13 protein-coding genes and 1 riboswitch are annotated in these 16,855 nt (G+C 74.6%); of the genes, 6 read left to right on the top strand and 7 right to left on the bottom strand.

The window, feature by feature from the left end:
- Positions 1 to 24: 24 nt before the first annotated feature.
- The 3 genes from OO47_RS04260 to OO47_RS04250 form a co-directional block, all read right to left on the bottom strand.
- On the bottom strand, positions 25 to 1,080 hold the full coding sequence (locus OO47_RS04260) for an ABC transporter substrate-binding protein (protein ID WP_030212534.1): 1,056 nt from the start codon (positions 1,078 to 1,080) through the stop codon (positions 25 to 27).
- 375 nt (positions 1,081 to 1,455) lie between these two features.
- Entirely contained in the window at positions 1,456 to 2,292 is an 837-nt protein-coding gene (locus OO47_RS04255; RefSeq protein WP_030212532.1) for a class II fructose-bisphosphate aldolase, read from the bottom strand.
- Between the two features lie 102 nt (positions 2,293 to 2,394).
- Entirely contained in the window at positions 2,395 to 3,318 is a 924-nt protein-coding gene (locus tag OO47_RS04250; protein WP_030212529.1) for an SIS domain-containing protein, read from the bottom strand.
- A gap of 149 nt (positions 3,319 to 3,467) precedes the next feature.
- Here OO47_RS04250 and OO47_RS04245 point away from each other — a divergent pair, with 149 nt between their 5' ends.
- A complete protein-coding gene (locus OO47_RS04245; RefSeq protein WP_030212527.1) occupies positions 3,468 to 4,277 on the top strand; it encodes a DeoR/GlpR family DNA-binding transcription regulator in 810 nt (269 codons plus the stop codon).
- 168 nt (positions 4,278 to 4,445) lie between these two features.
- On the top strand, positions 4,446 to 6,470 hold the full coding sequence (locus OO47_RS04240; protein WP_030212524.1) for a phosphocholine-specific phospholipase C: 2,025 nt from the start codon (positions 4,446 to 4,448) through the stop codon (positions 6,468 to 6,470).
- Between the two features lie 66 nt (positions 6,471 to 6,536).
- Here OO47_RS04240 and OO47_RS04235 read toward each other — a convergent pair whose 3' ends face one another.
- The gene (locus OO47_RS04235) at positions 6,537 to 7,238 is read right to left on the bottom strand and encodes a DUF6197 family protein (RefSeq protein WP_234323073.1); all 702 of its coding nucleotides are present in this window, start codon (positions 7,236 to 7,238) and stop codon (positions 6,537 to 6,539) included.
- A 381-nt stretch (positions 7,239 to 7,619) separates the two neighbouring features.
- Positions 7,620 to 7,793: riboswitch (cyclic di-AMP (ydaO/yuaA leader) on the top strand.
- Positions 7,794 to 7,799: 6 nt separating this feature from the next.
- Here OO47_RS04235 and OO47_RS04230 point away from each other — a divergent pair.
- Complete coding sequence (locus tag OO47_RS04230; RefSeq protein WP_030212519.1) at positions 7,800 to 8,696, top strand: LysM peptidoglycan-binding domain-containing protein; 897 nt, start codon at positions 7,800 to 7,802, stop codon at positions 8,694 to 8,696.
- A 153-nt stretch (positions 8,697 to 8,849) separates the two neighbouring features.
- Here OO47_RS04230 and OO47_RS04225 read toward each other — a convergent pair whose 3' ends face one another.
- The 3 genes from OO47_RS04225 to OO47_RS04215 form a co-directional block, all read right to left on the bottom strand.
- Positions 8,850 to 9,431, bottom strand: coding sequence for a hypothetical protein (locus tag OO47_RS04225; RefSeq protein WP_030212514.1), 582 nt, complete (start codon positions 9,429 to 9,431; stop codon positions 8,850 to 8,852).
- The gene (locus OO47_RS04220; protein ID WP_030212512.1) at positions 9,428 to 10,900 is read right to left on the bottom strand and encodes a hypothetical protein; all 1,473 of its coding nucleotides are present in this window, start codon (positions 10,898 to 10,900) and stop codon (positions 9,428 to 9,430) included. The genes OO47_RS04225 and OO47_RS04220 overlap by 4 nt, the downstream gene beginning before the upstream one ends.
- 325 nt (positions 10,901 to 11,225) lie before the next feature.
- Positions 11,226 to 12,521, bottom strand: a complete 1,296-nt coding sequence (locus OO47_RS04215) for a phosphoribosyltransferase family protein (protein ID WP_030212508.1) — start codon at positions 12,519 to 12,521, stop codon at positions 11,226 to 11,228.
- Between the two features lie 235 nt (positions 12,522 to 12,756).
- Here OO47_RS04215 and OO47_RS04210 point away from each other — a divergent pair, with 235 nt between their 5' ends.
- The 3 genes from OO47_RS04210 (at position 12,757) to OO47_RS04200 (ending at position 16,765) form a co-directional block, all read left to right on the top strand.
- Complete coding sequence (locus OO47_RS04210; protein ID WP_030212505.1) at positions 12,757 to 15,276, top strand: SpoIIE family protein phosphatase; 2,520 nt, start codon at positions 12,757 to 12,759, stop codon at positions 15,274 to 15,276.
- A 237-nt stretch (positions 15,277 to 15,513) separates the two neighbouring features.
- Complete coding sequence (locus OO47_RS04205; RefSeq protein WP_030212502.1) at positions 15,514 to 15,774, top strand: type B 50S ribosomal protein L31; 261 nt, start codon at positions 15,514 to 15,516, stop codon at positions 15,772 to 15,774.
- Positions 15,775 to 15,928: 154 nt separating this feature from the next.
- Positions 15,929 to 16,765: an SDR family oxidoreductase gene (locus tag OO47_RS04200; RefSeq protein WP_030212496.1), complete on the top strand. Its 837-nt coding sequence runs from the start codon at positions 15,929 to 15,931 to the stop codon at positions 16,763 to 16,765.
- Positions 16,766 to 16,855: the final 90 nt, after the last annotated feature.

Raw genomic sequence — 16,855 nt, 5'->3', positions numbered from 1 at the left:
CCACGACCGGCCCGGGGCCGTCCCTCAGCCCGTACGGAGGACCCGGAGCCGGTCGGGCTCCGCCAGGTCCCGGTCGACGACCTGGACCGGTGCCCAGGTCCACTGCCGTACGCCGATGCCCGGCGCGCGGGAGAACCGGATCGGGCCGCGGGTCCCCTCCACCTCCAGGTGCGGCCACGACGCGGCGACGGACGCCCGGTCCGTCCCGTGGGAGCGCAGCGCCGCGGCCAGGACGGTGACGGTGTCCCAGCCCTCGAAGGCGACGAAGGAGGGCGCCGCGCCCAGGCGTTCGCGGAGTTCCCGCCCGACGCGCTCGCCGAGCGGGCCGAACCGCTCGGGCAGGTAGCGCAGGAACGGGATTCCGGCGCCGTCCCCGCCCAGCGCCCCGGCCCATTCCGCGAACTCCGGCTGTCCGGCCGGGGCGCCGATCAGGACGTCCGCGAGCCGCCGGTCGCCCCGGACCGCCTTCACGATCGGCACCGCCGGCTCCGGGTGGCCGACGAGGAGCAGGAGGGCCGTCGCGCCGTGCCCGGCGAGCGCGTCGCACAGGGCGCCGGGGGTGAGCGCGTTGGCGTCGAGTTCGGCGACGGTGCCGCCGTGGGGAGCGAGGCGGTCCCGCAGGATGCGGGTGCCGGACGCCCAGTAGGCGCTCGGCTGGGTCGCCACGGCGATCCGGTGCCAGCCCGCGCCGAGGAGGAAGTCCGCGTAGAGCCGCCAGCCGTGGGACTGGGCCGGGGCCAGGCGCGCGACCCACTCCGTCGGCTCCCCGGTGAGCGCGTCGAGCACGGCGGACGAGCAGAGGAAGGGCACGCCGAGGGCGGCGGCACGGGCGGCGGCGGCGCGGGCGACGACGCTGTGGTACTCGCCCGCCACGGCGGTCACGCCCAGGGCGGCCAGTTCGTCCACGGCCGCCGCGGCCCGCTCCGGATCGGCAGCGGTGTCCCGGACGAGGAGTTCCAGCGGTCTGCCGTCGATCCCGCCCGTGCCGTTGACCTCGCGGACGGCCAGGTCGAGCCCCGCGAGGAGGTGCCGGCCCGCCTCGGTCCAGCCGGGGCGCGTCAACGGGATGAGGGCGCCCAGGCGGACGGGCGGCCCGTCCGCCCGCTCCGCTCCGGACGACGGCGACGGTGACGGCGACGTGCCCGGTGACGGCGACGTGCCCGGTGACGGCGACGTGCCCGGTGACGGCGACGTGCCCGGTGACGATGACGTGCTCGGTAGCGGTGACGTATTCGGCAGCGGTGACGTGCTCGGCAGCGGTGACGTGTTCATCGGGTGGCGCCTCCCCTGGGGCGATGCGGTCGCGGTCCGTCCGGATCGCGCGCCGGTCGGGACCGGCGGCCCCGTCGCCCACGTCCCGCCCGGGCAGGCGCACCCGGATGATCACGCCGTCATTGGATCCGCCGCCGTCACCGCCGGGCAACCGGTTATCCGTTTGCCGCGCCCTCCTCCCGGTCAGGCCGGGGCCAGGACCGTCAGGAGGCGGGCGACCTCCCGGGCCACGGCCGCGCGGGCCGGAGCCAGGTACCGGCGGGGGTCGACGGCCTCCGGGTGGTCGGCGAGGTGGTCCCGTACCGCCCGGGTGAAGGCCTTGTTCAGATGGGTGGAGACGTTCACCTTGGTCATGCCGGCCGTGACGGCGGCGGCGAGGTCCGCGTTCGAGACGCCGGAGGAGCCGTGCAGGACCAGGGGGACGTCGACCGCGGCGCGCAGCCGGGCGATCAGGTCGAAGTCGAGGACCGCGTCCCGGGTCAGCATCTGGTGGGAGCTGCCGACGGCGACGGCGAGGGCGTCGACCCCGGTGGCTGCGACGAAGGCGCGGGCCTCTTCCGGGTCCGTGCGCACCCCCGGGGTGTGGGCGCCGCCCTTGCCGCCGACCTCGCCGAGTTCGGCCTCGACCCAGACGCCGTGGCGGTGGCACTCCTCCACCGCTTCACGGGTCGCGGCGACGTTCTCGTCGTACGGGAGCTTCGAGGCGTCGAACATGACGGAGCCCAGGCCGAGTCCGACGGCCTCGCGGACGAGGTCGGGGTTCTCGGCGTGGTCGAGGTGGACGGCGACGGGGACCTTGGCGGCGCGGGCGACCGCCAGGGAGGCGAGGGCGACCGGTTCCAGGGCGCCGTGGTAGCGGACGGTGTTCTCGCTGATCTGGAGGACGACCGGTCTGTCGGCGTCTTCGGCTCCGGCCACGATGGCCTGGGCGTGTTCGAGCTGGAGGACGTTGAAGGCCCCCACTCCGGTGCCCGCCGCGCGGGCACGGCGGGCGATCTCGTCGGTCGGCGTCAGCGGCATGGCGCGTCTTCTTCCGGGGTGCGGTCGGCTGCTTCTCGGGTGCGGCGGACGGGGCGCCGGTCGGGCGTGGGCACAGGACCCTCGGACACGGACACCGGCGCGTCAGGCATGGACGTCGGAGAGGACCACGGAGCGGGTCAGGTTGCGGGGGGTGTCGGGGTTCAGGCCCCGGGCCTCGGCGACGGCGACGGCGAGGCGCTGCGCGCGGATCAGGTCCGCGAGGGGGTCGAGGCCGCTCTCGGAGAGGATGCCGCCGACCTTCCGCACGTCGTCCGCGAGTCCGGCGGGGAGGGCGCCGAGACCCCAGGCGACCCGGCCGGGGCCGGTGATGCTGATCGGGCCGTGGCGGTACTCCATCGCGGGGTACGCCTCCGTCCACGCGCCCGCCGCCTCGCGCATCTTGAGGCCTGCCTCCAGGGCGAGTCCGTAGGTCCAGCCGCTGCCGAGGAAGGTGAACTGCTCGGCCACGAGGACCTTCTCGTCCAGCGGGGCGGCGAGGGCCTGCTCGGCGTCCCGCGCGGCGTCCTCGACGGTGGCCACGCCCTCGGGGAGGGCGTCCTCGGCCTCCAGGTGCGCGCGGAAGAGGGCGAGCGCCGTGGTGGCGAAGCGGGTCTGGACGACGGACTCCTCGTCCGCGAAGTCGAGGACGGCGAGTTCGTCGGCGAGGTCCGCCACCGGGGTGGCGGGGTCGGCCGTGACCGCGCCCGTGGGGACGGTGCCGCGCAGCCGGGAGAGGAGGGCGAGGACCTCGCTGGTGGTGCCGGAGCGGGTGAGGGCGACGACCCGGTCGTAGCGGCGCCCGTACGGGAACTCGGAGGCGGCGAAGGCGTCGGTCTCGCCGTGGCCGCCGGACTCGCGCAGCTCGGCGTAGGCCAGGGCCATGAACCAGGAGGTGCCGCAGCCGACGACCGCGACCCGCTCGCCCCGCCGGGGCAGGGCGGCGACGTGCCGGGGCAGGGTGCGGGCTGCCTGGCGCCAGGTCGCCGGCTGGGAGGCGATCTCCACGGCGGTGCGGGTGGTGCTCATGCCGATCTCCTTGCAAGAAAGACTGCGCGATATTGAATGAACATGCTCGAAGTAGAACTCATTCAAGCAGAAACATGCACGCCGTTTCCAGATCCCACGCTTGTCGGCGGCTAGAATCGGACGCTCGCACGACCGGGAGGGAGGGACCCATGTCCAAGCACGAGCGGTGGAACACGCTCCTCGAACTACTGGCGGCCTCGGGAAAGGTCGAGGTGGAGGAGGCGGCGACCGCGCTCGACGTCTCCGCGGCCACGATCCGCCGGGACCTCGACGAGCTCGCCGAGCAGCAGCTCCTCGTGCGCACGCGGGGCGGCGCGGTCGCGCACGGCGTGTCGTACGAACTCCCCCTGCGGTACAAGTCGACGCGGCACGCCCCGGAGAAGAAGCGGATCGCGGAGGCCGCCGCCGATCTGGTCGCGCCCGGCGAGGTCGTCGGGCTCAACGGCGGCACGACGACGACCGAGGTGGCACGGGCGCTCGCGCTGCGGTTCGCGAGCGGGCGCGCCGAGGCCCCGGTACCGGCGACGGCGCCCGCGGGACCGGCGCTGACCGTGGTCACCAACGCGCTCAACATCGCGGGCGAGCTGGCGGTGCGCCCGCAGATCAAGATCGTCACCACGGGCGGCGTCGCCCGCCCCCAGACCTACGAGCTGGTCGGCCCGCTGACGGCGGGGGTGCTCGGCGAAGTGGTGCTGGACGTGGTGGTACTGGGGGTCGACGGGGTCGACGCCCAGCTGGGCGTGATGGCGCACCACGAGGACGAGGCGAGCATCAGCCGGCTCTTCGCGGAGCGGGCGAGCCGGGTCGTCGTGGTGACCGACTCCTCGAAGATGGGCCGCCGGGCGTTCGCGCGGATCTGCGGTCTGGACCGGATCGACACCCTCGTGACCGACACGGACATCGCGCCGGAGACGGTCGCCCAGCTCACCGAGGCCGGGGTGAAGGTCCTCACCGTCTGACCCACCCATGGCCATTGGTACGCGGTCAGACCAATCACACCGCGGGGAGACCCGTACTTCCGGTTGTTAACCCAGTAATTACCACACGTGTGTATACCTTTGAGCACCCCTCACTTCATCATGTGTCCGACGTGCCGCCGGGGCACGCCGTGACACGAGAGGCGGGGCATGCTTCCCATCAGCCGCAGGGGGTTCGTCGGCATCGGCGCGGGGCTCGTGGCGGGGGCGGCGCTGCCGCCGGCGCCCGCGTCGGCCGTCGCGCGGGCCGCGACCGGCACCCTCACCGACGTCCGGCACGTGGTGATCCTCATGCAGGAGAACCGCAGCTTCGACCACTACTTCGGCACCCTGCGCGGGGTGCGGGGCTTCGCCGACCGCGCGGCGGGCAACCTGCCCGGCGGCTGGGGAACCTTCAACCAGCCGAACCTGGGCGGCCGCCAGTACCCGTGGAAGCTCAGCGACACCCCGCCGGCCGGAGGGGTGGACGGTGAGACCCTGGCGCAGTGCAACGGCGACCTGCCGCACAGCTGGACCTCGCAGCACGCGGCCTGGAACAAGGGACGCCTCGACCACTGGGTGACGGGCGTGGGCAACGTCCGCACCCTCGGCCACCTCGACCGCGAGGACATCCCCTTCCACCACGCGCTCGCCGACCACTACACGATCTGCGACGCGTACTTCTGCTCGGCGCTCAGCGCCACCGGCCCCAACCGCACCTTCCTGTGGAGCGGGAAGATCGACGCCTCCAGCAAGGACGGCGGCGAGGAGCGGGGCCTGACCTGGGAGACGTACGCGGAGGCGCTCCAGCGCGCCGGGGTGAGCTGGAAGGTCTACCAGAACGCCCAGGACAACTACGGCGACAACGGCCTCGCGTACTTCAAGAGGTTCACCGACGCGCGGCCCGGCGACCCGTTGTACGACCGGGGCATGGGCTCGGTCCCGAAGGTGACCGGCTCGACCCCGGACGACATCGCGGCGGCGATCCGCGCGGACGTCCTGGCGGGCACCCTGCCGCAGGTGTCGTGGGTGGTCGCGAGCGAGGCGTTCTCCGAGCACCCCTACGCCCCGCCCGGGGACGGCGCGCACTTCGTCGACCTCGTCTACCGGGCCCTGGCCGCGAACGCCGAGGTGTTCGACTCGACCGTGCTGTTCCTCAACTACGACGAGAACGACGGCTTCTTCGACCACGTGCCGCCGCCGGTCGCCCCGCCGGGCACGCCGGGCGAGTACCTCGACGGCGTGCCGATCGGTCTGGGCTTCCGCGTCCCCATGCTCGTCATGTCCCCGTGGACCCGGGGCGGCTGGGTGAGCTCCGAGGTCTTCGACCACACCTCCGTGCTGCGCTTCCTGGAGACCTGGACGACGGCCCTCGGCACCCCGGCCGCCTGCCCCCACATCAGCGCCTGGCGACGGAAGGTGACGGGCGATCTGACCGGTGTCTTCGACTTCGCCCGCCCGGTGTACGGGGTGCCCGCCGGGCTGCCGTCGACGGCGAAGGTGATCGGCCAGGCCACCTGCAAGCCACTGCCGAACCCGGTCCCGCAGAACAACGCGCTGCCCGCGCAGGAGCCCGGCACCCGGCCGGCGCGCGCCCTTCCGTACCAGGTGAACGGCAATCTGGACCGCTTCGAGTTCGGCTCGGGCGGCAAGATCCTGGCCTGGTTCTCGATGACGAACCAGGGGCCGGAGGCCAGGCGGGCCGCACACTTCTCGATCCACCCGCACCAGCACCGCGACACGGCCGCCTGGCAGTACACCGTGGACCCCGGCGGCACGGCCACCGACTTCTTCAACATCGGTACGGGCTCGGGGTCCGGGAAGTACGACCTCTCGATGATGGGGCCCAACCGCTTCCTGCGCCGCTTCGTCGGCGACGCCTCCAAGGCGGGCAGGGACGTCGAGGTGGCGGCCCGGTTCGCGATCGAGCCGGGGACCGGCAGGACGGCCCTCTGGTTCAGGATGACCAACGCCTCCGGCGGGCCCGTCACCTTCACGATCCGCTCCCACGCCTACCGGACGGACGGCCCGTGGACGTACACGGTGCCGGCGGGCTCCGCCACCGAGGACTTCTTCAACGCCGTCGCCCACCACAAGGGCTGGTACGACTTCACGATCACCGCCGACGTCGACGGGACCTGGTCACGCCGGTACACCGGCCACATCGAGAACGGGGCCCCGAGCGTCAGCGGCTGACCCCGGCCGCCCGGGCGGCGGGCCCTCGCGCCCGGGCGGCGGGGCCCACTCGCCCGGGCGGCACCGTCAGCGGCCGGCGTGCGCGGCGCGGCGGATCGTGGCGTCGAGGAGGGCGAGCGCGTCGTCGGCCGTGCGCCCCGGGGCCCGGTTCCACGGGCCGATGAGGTCCCCCCAGCCGCGCGACCGCAGCTCGGTCATGATCCAGGCGGCCGCCTCGTTCATGGTGTCCGCGCCGCCGTAGCCGAGGCGGTGGGCGGCGAGGAGCGCCCCGCAGACGCAGCGGGCCCCGCGTCTGTCACGGAGTCTGTACGGGGCGTTCTGCCAGCCCCACTCGGTCAGGACGAGGCGCGCGTACCCGAGGTGGACCGAGGGGCGCAGCTCGGCCTGTCCGATGCGGCGCCAGGCGTGGAGGCGGTCCGGCAGTACGGCTCCGATCCGGCCGGGGAGGCGGCGTTCGGCGGGGCCCGGCGCCGGGAGCGCGTCGAGCGCCTCGGCCACGAGCCGGTCCACGGGCACGCTGAGCAGGTCCCGCCAGCTCCGCTCCTCCCCCGGCGACGGGGGTGCGGGGGCGGGCGCGGACGGCTCGGGCGCGGACGGTGCCGGTGCGGACGGTGCCGGTGCGGTCCAGTCGGTGACGATCCGCTGCCAGACTGCGCTCTCGTAGAGGGCGGCGGCCTCGCGGTCGAGGGCGTCGGGGGCGTCAAGGACGCCGGGAGCATCCAGGACGCCGGGGGCGTCGGGGGTGAGCTGGGGGGCGGTGGGGGGCATCGGGCGGCTCCTGGGTCGGTCGACTCCATCCTTGAGATGAATGTCGGCTTTGCGAGCTTTGCCCTTGAGCGACCACGATGCCACCAAAGGTACCCCATCGCCCTCGAAACCCCCACCACATAGATTTTCGCCCTATTTCCCCATCAATGGAATTACGCCGCATATTCGGACATAACTCACCGGGTGATGCGACTCACTCCGCACGGCCCGCCGCACGGCGCCGGCCTCCCCGCCCCGTACCGCGCAAGGAAGTTCGGCCCCTTTCCGGGCCATCCGATCTTGAATTCTCCGAATTCGGTGATCCTTTTACGGGCGCCGCCGCCCTGATCCTCTTGTTATTCGCCGCATTACTGGCCTACGGTCACCCCCATTCGAGCGGAACGCCTAATCCTGCCACCGCTCGGAAACCTCCCTTTTCACCCGACGGCAGGAGCGGGGGACCCACGAATACGCCGGTCCGGTGATCCGGAACGGCTCGGGGTGCAGCCGCGTGCGCGCGGCCGGACACCTCCCGTCCGAACCCGACAGCTCACCTCGTAGGCGCCGGAGAGGAATCCCGTCATGCCTGCACACGGTAAGCACCGCCGCCCCCGCCGCAACCACGTCTCCCGTGGCCTCGCCCTGGTCGGAACGGGTGGGGCCGTGCTGTCCCTGCCCCTGCTCGCCCCCGCCACGGCCGGCGCCGCGCCCGCCGCCGGGGCCCCGGCGATCGCCGCCGAGGCCTTCACCGCCCCCGTCGCCCCGGCCGCCGCCAAGGCTCCGGCCGCCGCGGAGACCACGCGCACGTACACCGTCGTGAGCGGTGACTCGCTTTCCCTGATCGCCCACAAGAAGGGAATTCAGGGGGGCTGGAAGAGCCTTTACCGCGCCAACCAGAGCGCCGTGGGTGACAACCCGTCACTCATTCACCCCGGTCTGGAACTGACGATTCATCGGGGCGCCGCCGAGGCCGCCCCCGCTCAGGCGAAGACGCAGGAAAGGGCGGAGCGGAAGGCCACCGCGAAGGCGGAGGAGTCCACCTCGGCCGACCGGGCGAGCCGCTCCGAGCGCCGCGCGACCGCCTCGTCCGCCGGCACCGCCACGGGCGCCTCCGCCGCCGCTCCGGCCGCCGCCGCCCCGGCCGCCGTCACCCAGTACGCCGACAACCTCGACGGCTGGATCCGGCAGTCGCTGGACATCATGGCCCAGCACGGCATCCCCGGCTCCTACGAGGGCATCCACCGCAACATCATGCGCGAGTCCTCCGGCAACCCGCTGGCCATCAACAACTGGGACATCAACGCCGTCAACGGCACCCCCTCGAAGGGCCTCCTCCAGGTCATCGAGCCGACGTTCCTCGCCTACCACGTGCCCGGCACGTCGATGGACCTGTACGACCCGGTCGCCAACATCACCGCCGCCTGCAACTACGCGGCCGACCGCTACGGCTCCATCGACAACGTCAACGGGGCCTACTGAGTCCCCGTTCGGTGCGGCCGACCGGCCGGACCGCGGGCCGGTACGGCGCCGGACGCCCGCGCGTCGGCTCCGGTGCACGGGAAGGCCCCGCCGGGTCGGTGGACCGGCGGGGCCTTCCTCCGGGGATTCGCCGTGCGGCGGGCTCCCCGGGCGTCAGAGCGGGCGGGCGGGAGCGAGCAGCGTCAGATCCCCACCGGCCTCCTCGCTCCTCAGCCCGGGCCGCGACCGCAGGAGCGTCCGCGTGAGCGGCTCGCGTGCGAGGACCCGGTCCGGGAAGACCGGCGCCCCGTCTCCGTCGTAGAGCACGGCCGAGTCCCAGTCGGCAGGGTCACTCGCACCCTGCCGGTCGACGATCACGGCGCGGGTCGGGACCGGCAGTGCCGTCGTCGCCGCGATGACGGCCGCCTCGACCGCGTCGGCCTGCTCGGGCGTGAGGCCGTCCAGCCACAAGGTCTGGATCTCGCAGCCGAGCGGTTCGTACAGGAACTCGTCGGTCACGTCGACGTCGGCGGAGAACCACCAGTTCACCGTGAGGGACGCGATGCGCAGGCCCAGCAGGCGGCCCAGCTCCTCCCTGCTCATGGGGACGCCGTCGCCCTCGACGTCGAGCACCACGGCCGCGCCCCGCGCGGGGTGCGCGAGCGCGAGGCCGTGCGCACCGAAGACCTCCGCCTGCTCGGCGAGGACCGGCGTGGCCGCCGACTCCCGGTACCACCGGATGAACCCGTCGGTCATGACTGGCAGCTCGGCAGCGTGAAGATGTGGACGTTCTCGTCTCCGAAGACCTTCTCGGCCTGCTTGATCGCCGACTCCGGCGTGTTGTCGGCCAGGTAGGAGACCGCCTTCACGCCGGCCTCGCCGGCCGCGTACTTGTTGATCTTGAGGGCCTTTCCGAACCTGGACGGGTTGGCGGCCTTGGCGCCGCCGCCGACGTAGATGTACTCACCGTTCGGCCCGATGACGTCGAGACCGCTCGATCCCACGTTGGGCATGACGATCTTGATGTCCTGGCCCTTGTCGTCCTCGGCCACCGTTCCGCCGACCAGCTTAGCGATGTTCTCCTCGCGCTTGAGGCCGATGTTCTCCGCGTCCTTGCCACCGGACATCACCACGAACGAGCCGCGCGCGACACCCGCCGACAGCGCGGAACTCCGCGCCGAACCGTTCTTCTTCTTGCCCGTCACGCACGCCGGAAGCTTCTTCCAGACGTCGTCGAGGATCTCCTCGCCCTTGTCGACGAGCTTCTTCGCCCGGGCCGACTTGTCGAGGAAGTCGTTGATGCCGAGGATGATCTTCCCGAGCTTCGGGAGCTTGCCGACCACCTTGACGGCCTTCGCCCAGGGCAGACTGCCGACGATCGCCCACAGGCAGGTCGGAATGTCGGGATCGTCCCAGCACTCCTTGATGTCCTCGGCGACGAGTTCGACGAGCAGCTCGGCGCCGTTGTCCATCAGGTAGTCGAGCAGGTCCTGCTGCGCGAGGGCCTTGGCCGCCTCGTACTCCGCGACGCTGAGGCCCGCCGCTTCGAGCGCCTTGCGCTCGGCCTCCTCCAGGGAGTAGCCGTCCCCCTTCTCCTTGCTCCCGGCGGCCTCCTCGGCATGGGTGCCGGCGTTCTTGGCAGCGGCCTCGGCCGACGTGGCGTGCTTCTCGGCGGATTCCGCGAGCCCGGCGGCGCCGGCGGCGTCCTTCTCCGCCCGGGTCGCCGCGTCCTGCGCGAGGCCGGCCTCCTTCTCCGCCAGGGCGGCGGCGCCGGCGGCGGCCGCCGCGTGGTTCTCCGCTTCGGCGGCGGCGCCCCGGGCCCGCTGCGCCTCGCCCCCGGCCCGGGTCGCCGCGGTGCGTGCCGCCGCCGCGTCCGCGAAGGCCTCGCCGGCGGCCCGGCGGGCGAGCTTCGCGTCGGCCTGCGCCCGGGCGTCGGCCTCCCGGGCCCGTGCCGAGGCGGCCCGGGCCTCGGCACCGTCCTCGGCGGCCTGGGCGGCGGACTTCATCGCGGCCGCCGAGGAGCGCGCCGCGTCCGCGGAGGAACGGGCCGCTGCCGCCGCCGCCTTGAACGCGGGCGCCACCCGGGCGTTGGCGCGTGCGGCCGCGGCTTCGGCCGCCTCGGCGGCCTTGACCGCCTCCGTCGCCCGTGCCTCGGCCTTGACGGCCTCCTCCCGGCCCACGGCCAGGGACGCCCGGGCCACCTCGGCGGCGAAGTCGGCGTTCACGTCAGCGCCGGTGAACGGCGCGGTGAGGAGGATCGCGGTGTTCGCCGTGCGACGGTTCGGAGATCCACTCCGGCGACGTCTCACGATTCCCCCGGCTGTACTGGTGAAACACCCTGGGGTGCCCGGTCCGGCGAAGCATGGTCGGTGCCTCGTCGATCCCCTCCGGCACGCCGCCCGGTCACGCTGTTCGCAACGAACCCAACCCATGCGCGCCGACCCATGCAATGATCTTTCTGACGCAGTGACATCTCTCGTACACGGTGGGTGCAGACCGGCTCGGGCGGGGCGGTCAGGCCGCACGCGGCATGACCGACCGGGACAGCGCCTAGGGGGTGTCCCCGTGCCGGAAGTGCCCGGTGAACCAGGAGGTGGCGAGCTCCGCCACCTCCTCCAGGGCGCCGGGCTCCTCGAAGAGGTGGGCGGCGCCCTCCACCACGGCCAGCCGGTTCTCGCAGCGCAGCAGCGCCCCGGCCCGCCGGTTGAGGTCCAGGACCAGCGGGTCCTCGCCGCCCACCACCAGGAGGGTCGGGGCCCGTACCCCGGCCAGGCGGTCGGCCGCGAGGTCCGGCCGCCCGCCGCGCGAGACGACGGCGGCGACGGGGGACGCGGGGTCGCCCGCCGCCCAGAGCGCGGCCGCCGCTCCCGTGCTCGCGCCGAAGTAGCCGAGCGGCAGCCCCGAGACGCCGGGCTGCCCGGCCGTCCACTCCGCGGCCCCGGCGAGCCGGCCCGCGAGGAGCGGGGTGTCGAAGACGTGCGCCCGGTCCGCCGCCTCGGCCTCGCTCAGCAGGTCGAACAGCAGGGTCCCGAGACCGGCCCTGTTCAGTTCCGCGGCGACCGCCCTGTTCCGGGGACTGTGGCGGCTGCTGCCGCTGCCGTGGGCGAACAGGACGAGACCGGCGGCCCCCTCGGGCACGGCGAGCCTCCCGGAGAGCACGGCGCCGTCGACCGGGATCCGCACGTCCGTCTCCCGGACGACGGGGTCGCGCCCGGATCCGCTCCGGACCAGGCAGGCGATCACCTCGTCGTCCGGCGTCTGCGGGAACTCCCGGTAGAACTGGCCGACGGCGTAGAACCCCTCGGGGGTCCGGACGGCGACGGTCTCGTCGGCCTCGCCGCCGAGCCGGACCGTCCAGCCGGGCGGCGCGACCGGCACCGCGAGGACGATCCGGGCCGCGCCCCTGGCGCGGACCACCCGGCAGGCCGCCAGGGCCGTGGCGCCGGTGGCGAGCCCGTCGTCGACGACGAGAACGGTCCGTCCTTCGAGGGACACGGGCGTCCTGCTGCCCCGGTAGCGGCGGGCGCGCTGCTCCAGCTCGGCCCGTTCGCGCTCCTCCACGGCGGCCAGCGCACGGTCGTCCACCCCGGCCTCGTGGAGCACCCGGTCGTTGAGCACCCGCACGCCGTCCTCACCGACCGCGCCCATCGCGACCTCGGGCCGGTGGGGCACGCCCAGTTTCCGGACGAGGCAGATGTCGAGGGGGGCGTCGAGGGCGGCGGCCACCTCGACGGCCACCGGCACGCCGCCGCGCGGGAGGCCGAGGACCACGACGTCCTGGTCCTTGAGGTGGTCGAGCCGGGCGGCGAGCTGCCGCCCGGCGTCGCTGCGATCGCTGAAGAACATGGTCCGACGCCCTTCCGCCTGTGCGGCCGCCCGGGCGGGCCCGGGGAGGACGCGGTGTCCGTCCCCTGCCCGTTCCTCCCAGGGTAGACGCGCCGGTCCGTCCCGCCCGGCCGACGGGTCCGGGCCGACCCGGCCGCCGGGCACGGCGGCCGGGCGCACGCGGCCGGGATGCCGCCGTCCGGCGGAGGACCCTCCCGGGATGCGGGGGCTCCGGCCCCGGAGGCATCCTGGCTGTGTGACCTCGCACGGCGCTTCCGGCCCCGGACCGGCGGGCGGTACCGGGCGCCCGTCCGGGAGCGGAGCCGGCGGCGAGCCCGCACCCGTCGCCCTGACGTGGGCGCTCGCGGAGGCGGCGCTCGGGGCGGTGGAGGAGGTCGGTGGGTACGCGGGCGGGGTGTACCTGCGTTCCGAGACGCCCGGTCTGCTGCGGCTCGCGGTCCTCGTGGGGCTGCCGGGGCCGCTGTTCCGCCCGTGGTGGCGGATGCACGCCAACCGCCCGTTCCCGGTGGCCGAGGTCCACCGTTCGGGCCAGGCCGTCCACCTCGCCGACGTCGAGGAGGCGATGCGGCGCTTCCCCCAGCTGGTGGCGAGCCTGCCGTTCCCCTTCGCCTCTCTGTACGCGCCGGTGACGGCGGGTCGCGAACGCTTCGGCGTGCTGGTGGCGCTGCGCGCGCCCACCCCGGGCGTGCCGGTGGACGCGCGGGACCGGGGCCGGATGACGCGGGGCGCGCTCCGGCTCGGCGAGTCCCTCGCCGGGCTGTCCCACGGGGGGACGGCGGTCGAGTGGGCCGGCGATCCGGTGTGCGTGCAGCTGCCGACCGGTTCGGGGCTGCCGGTGCGGTTCGGCTCCTTCGACTGGGACCTGCACTCGGGCACCGTCACGATGGACGACGGGCTCCTGAGGATCCTCGGGGCGGGCGTGACCTCGCCCTGCACGATCGAGGACCTCATGTCCCTCCTGGAGCCGGAGGACGGGTACGCGCTGTGGGCGGCGGCCCGGCACGCGACGGGCGCCGGCGGGCGCCCCCTGGTGCGCAGGCTCCGGCTGAGGGGCCCGGACGGCGGGCTGCACCTCCTGGAGGTGTCCGCACGCGCGCGGCGGACCGGCCCCGAGAAGGGCTCCCGGCTCGCGGGCACCCTCGTCGACCTCGGCACCGGCCTGATCGGCTCGGACGCCACCGACCGCCTGCCGCGGGCCCTCCTGGCCGTCGACCGGCTCGGCCGCGTCACGTACGTCAACGAGCGCACGGAACAGTTGCTCGGCCGGCCGCGCAGGGACCTGGCCGGACGGCCGCTGTGGGAGGCGCTGCCCTGGTTCGGGCACGCCTTCCACCAGGAGCAGCTGCGCACCGCCCTGCTCTCCGGGGAGCCGGTGCGCTTCCTGGCCCGCCCGGAGGGGGGCCGCTGGCTGTCGGTCTCGCTGCATCCGGGGCGGGACGGGGTGACGCTGGTGCTCCAGCCCGAGGAGGGGGCGGCGGACCTCGCGCACAAGACCGGGACGGGGAGGCGCGTCGCGGACGACCTGGCCTCGCCCGGGGACCGGGCGGCGGACCTGTACCGGCCGGTGGCGCTCGCGATCGCGCTCACCGAGGCGGTGACGGCGCGCCAGGTGTCGGCGGTGGTGACGGAGGAGCTGCTGCCGGCGTTCGGCGGGCGGCAGCTGGCGATCTACCTGCTGAGCGACCGGCGCCTGTATCTGGCGTGGGAGACGGGCTTCCCGCAGGGCTTCCTCGAACCCTTCGACGGGGTGGGACTCGACGCGCGGGTGCCGGGGGTGGTGACGCTGACGACGGGCAGGCCCCTGTTCTTCGAGTCGATGGAGCAGCTGGGCCGGGCGTACCCGGGTCTTCCGCTGGACGCGGACCAGGGGGCGCGGGCGTTCCTGCCGCTGATCGCCTCGGGCCGGCCGGTGGGCTCCTGCATCCTCGGTTTCGACCGGCCGCGCGGGTTCGGCCCGGAGGAGCGGACCGTGCTCACGGCGCTCGCGGGGCTGATCGCGCAGGCCCTGGAGCGGGCGCAGCGGTACGACACGGAGTCGGCGGTCGCGCGGGGGCTCCAGGACGCGCTGCTGCCGCACCGGCTGCCGGTGCGGGTGGGGGTGGACACGGTGGGCCGCTATCTGCCGGGCACGCAGGGCATGGACGTGGGCGGGGACTGGTACGACGTGATCGAGACGGGTCAGGGGCGGCTCGCCCTGGTGATCGGCGACGTGCAGGGCCACGGGGTGGCGGCCGCGGCCACGATGGGCCAGCTGCGCAGCGCGGTGCGGGCGTTCGCGCTCGGGGGCCACCGGCCGCAGGACGTCATGCGGGGCACCAACCGGCTGCTGATCGACCTGGACCCGGGGCAGTTCGCGAGCTGCTGCTACGTCCTGCTCGATCCGGAGACGGGCGAGGCGCGGGCGGTGCGGGCGGGGCATCCGCAGCCGCTGCTGCTGCGGCCGGACGGGACGGCGGACCAGGTGGACCTGGCGGGCGGGATGGTGCTCGGGATCGACGACGGCGCCTCGTACCCGGTGACCCGGCTGCGGCTGGCTCCCGGGTCGGTCCTCGCGCTGTTCACGGACGGGCTCGTGGAGCGGCCGGGCAGGGACATCGACGAGGGGATCGAGCGGTTGCGCAGGGCGCTCGCCGCGACGTCCTCCCTGCCGCTCTCGGAGACGGCCGACCGGCTGACCCGGGAGGCCCGGCAGGCGACGGCCCGGCCGGACGACATCGCCCTGCTGCTCGCGGCGCGGTGGCCGGCGAGCGGCTGAGCCGTACGGGCGGTTCCGCGCCGGCCGGACGACCGCGGGACCGTACGCGGGAGGGGTACGGGGCGGTACGCGTGCGCGTGGCCCGTCGGCGCCGGTCGGCGTCCGCGTCGGGGGCGGGGGCGCGGGCCCGTCACCCGGTCGGGCCCGTGGCACTGGTCGGCGGCCGCGCCCCCGGGGAGGCTGGGGGTGCCGTGCCGATCGGGCCGGCGAGTCAGGGCGGCAGCCCGAGGAGGACACGTGCAGCAGGACAAGCAGCCCGAGTACGGCCCCGTGGTCTTCCGCGACCGCTCGGCCGGGTACGCGTTTCTGACCCGTTCCACCGCGACCAGCGACCGGACCATCGAGTGGGACGACGGCAACACGTACCCCGTGATCGACGTCGAGATCTCCTCGGAGAGCCACCCGTTCTACACGGGCAAGGCGCGGACCGTGGACACCGAGGGTCGGATCGCCCGGTTCGAGCGCCGTTTCGGCGAGCAGGGCTCCTCCGAGGGCTGAGCCCTCCCCCCGGGGTTCTTCCCCGGCTGCGACCGGCTGGTGGAACCGGCTTGCCGAACTGGCCGGGAGACGACCACTTCGGCTTCCAGGATGGGGTCACGAGGACGGCGGGGCACTCGCGCTCCGCCGCGGACTCCCTGGAGGGGGAAGAGTCGTGATCGTGGTGACCGGAGCGACCGGGAACGTCGGGCGACCGCTGGTGGAGGCGCTGGCCGCGGCCGGCGAGGAGGTCACGGCGGTGAGCCGCCGTGACGCCGGGGAGCTGCCCGCCGGGGTGGCGCACCGGCGGGGCGACCTGGCCGACGCCGACGGCCTCAAGGGGCTGTTCGAGGGGGCGGAGGCGGTGTACCTGCTCGTCCCGGGCCTCGGGGACGAGCTGCGTCCGCGCGAGATCGTGGCGGCGGCGGTGGCCCGCGGGGTGCGGCGGATCGTGCTCCAGTCCTCACAACTGGCGGGAACGCGGCCCGGGTCGGTGTCGCACGGGCCGCTGCGCGCGTTCGAGGCGGCGGTGCGGGAGTCAGTCCCGGAGTGGACGGTGCTGCGTCCGGGCGGCTTCGCCTCCAACGCCTTCTTCTGGGCCGGGCAGGTGCGGGCGACCCGTACGGTGGCGGCCCCCTTCGCCGATGTGGCCCTGCCCGTCGTGGATCCGGCGGACATCGCGGAGGTCGCGGCCACCGCGCTGCGCGGTCCGGCGCACGCGGGGCGCACGTACGTCCTCACGGGCCCGGCCGCGGTGACGCCGCGCGAGCAGGTGCGGGCCCTCGCGGAGGCGATGGGCGTCCCGGTGGGATTCGCGGCGCTGGGCGCGGACGAGGCCCGGGAGCGGCTGGTGCGGTTCCTGCCGGAGGAGGCCGTCGACGGGATGCTGTCGGTGATGGGCGATCCCCGCGAGGAGGAGCGGCGGGTGAGCCCGGACGTGGAGCGGGTCCTCGGGCGCGCGCCGCGGCCGTTCTCGGCGTGGGCGGAGCGTCACGCGGACGCGTTCGCCTGAACCCGGGGCGGGCCGGGGACGGGCGCGCGGCGGGGCGGGGACGCGGGTCCGTCGGACCGCGCTCCCGCCCCGGCCGGGGCTGCGAGCGGG

Source organism: Streptomyces bikiniensis, assembly GCF_000716625.1.
GTDB classification, from domain to species: Bacteria; Actinomycetota; Actinomycetes; order Streptomycetales; family Streptomycetaceae; genus Streptomyces; species Streptomyces bikiniensis.
The sequence above is the reverse complement of the archived record's forward strand: the minus strand, read 5'-3'. Positions and strand labels throughout refer to the sequence as shown.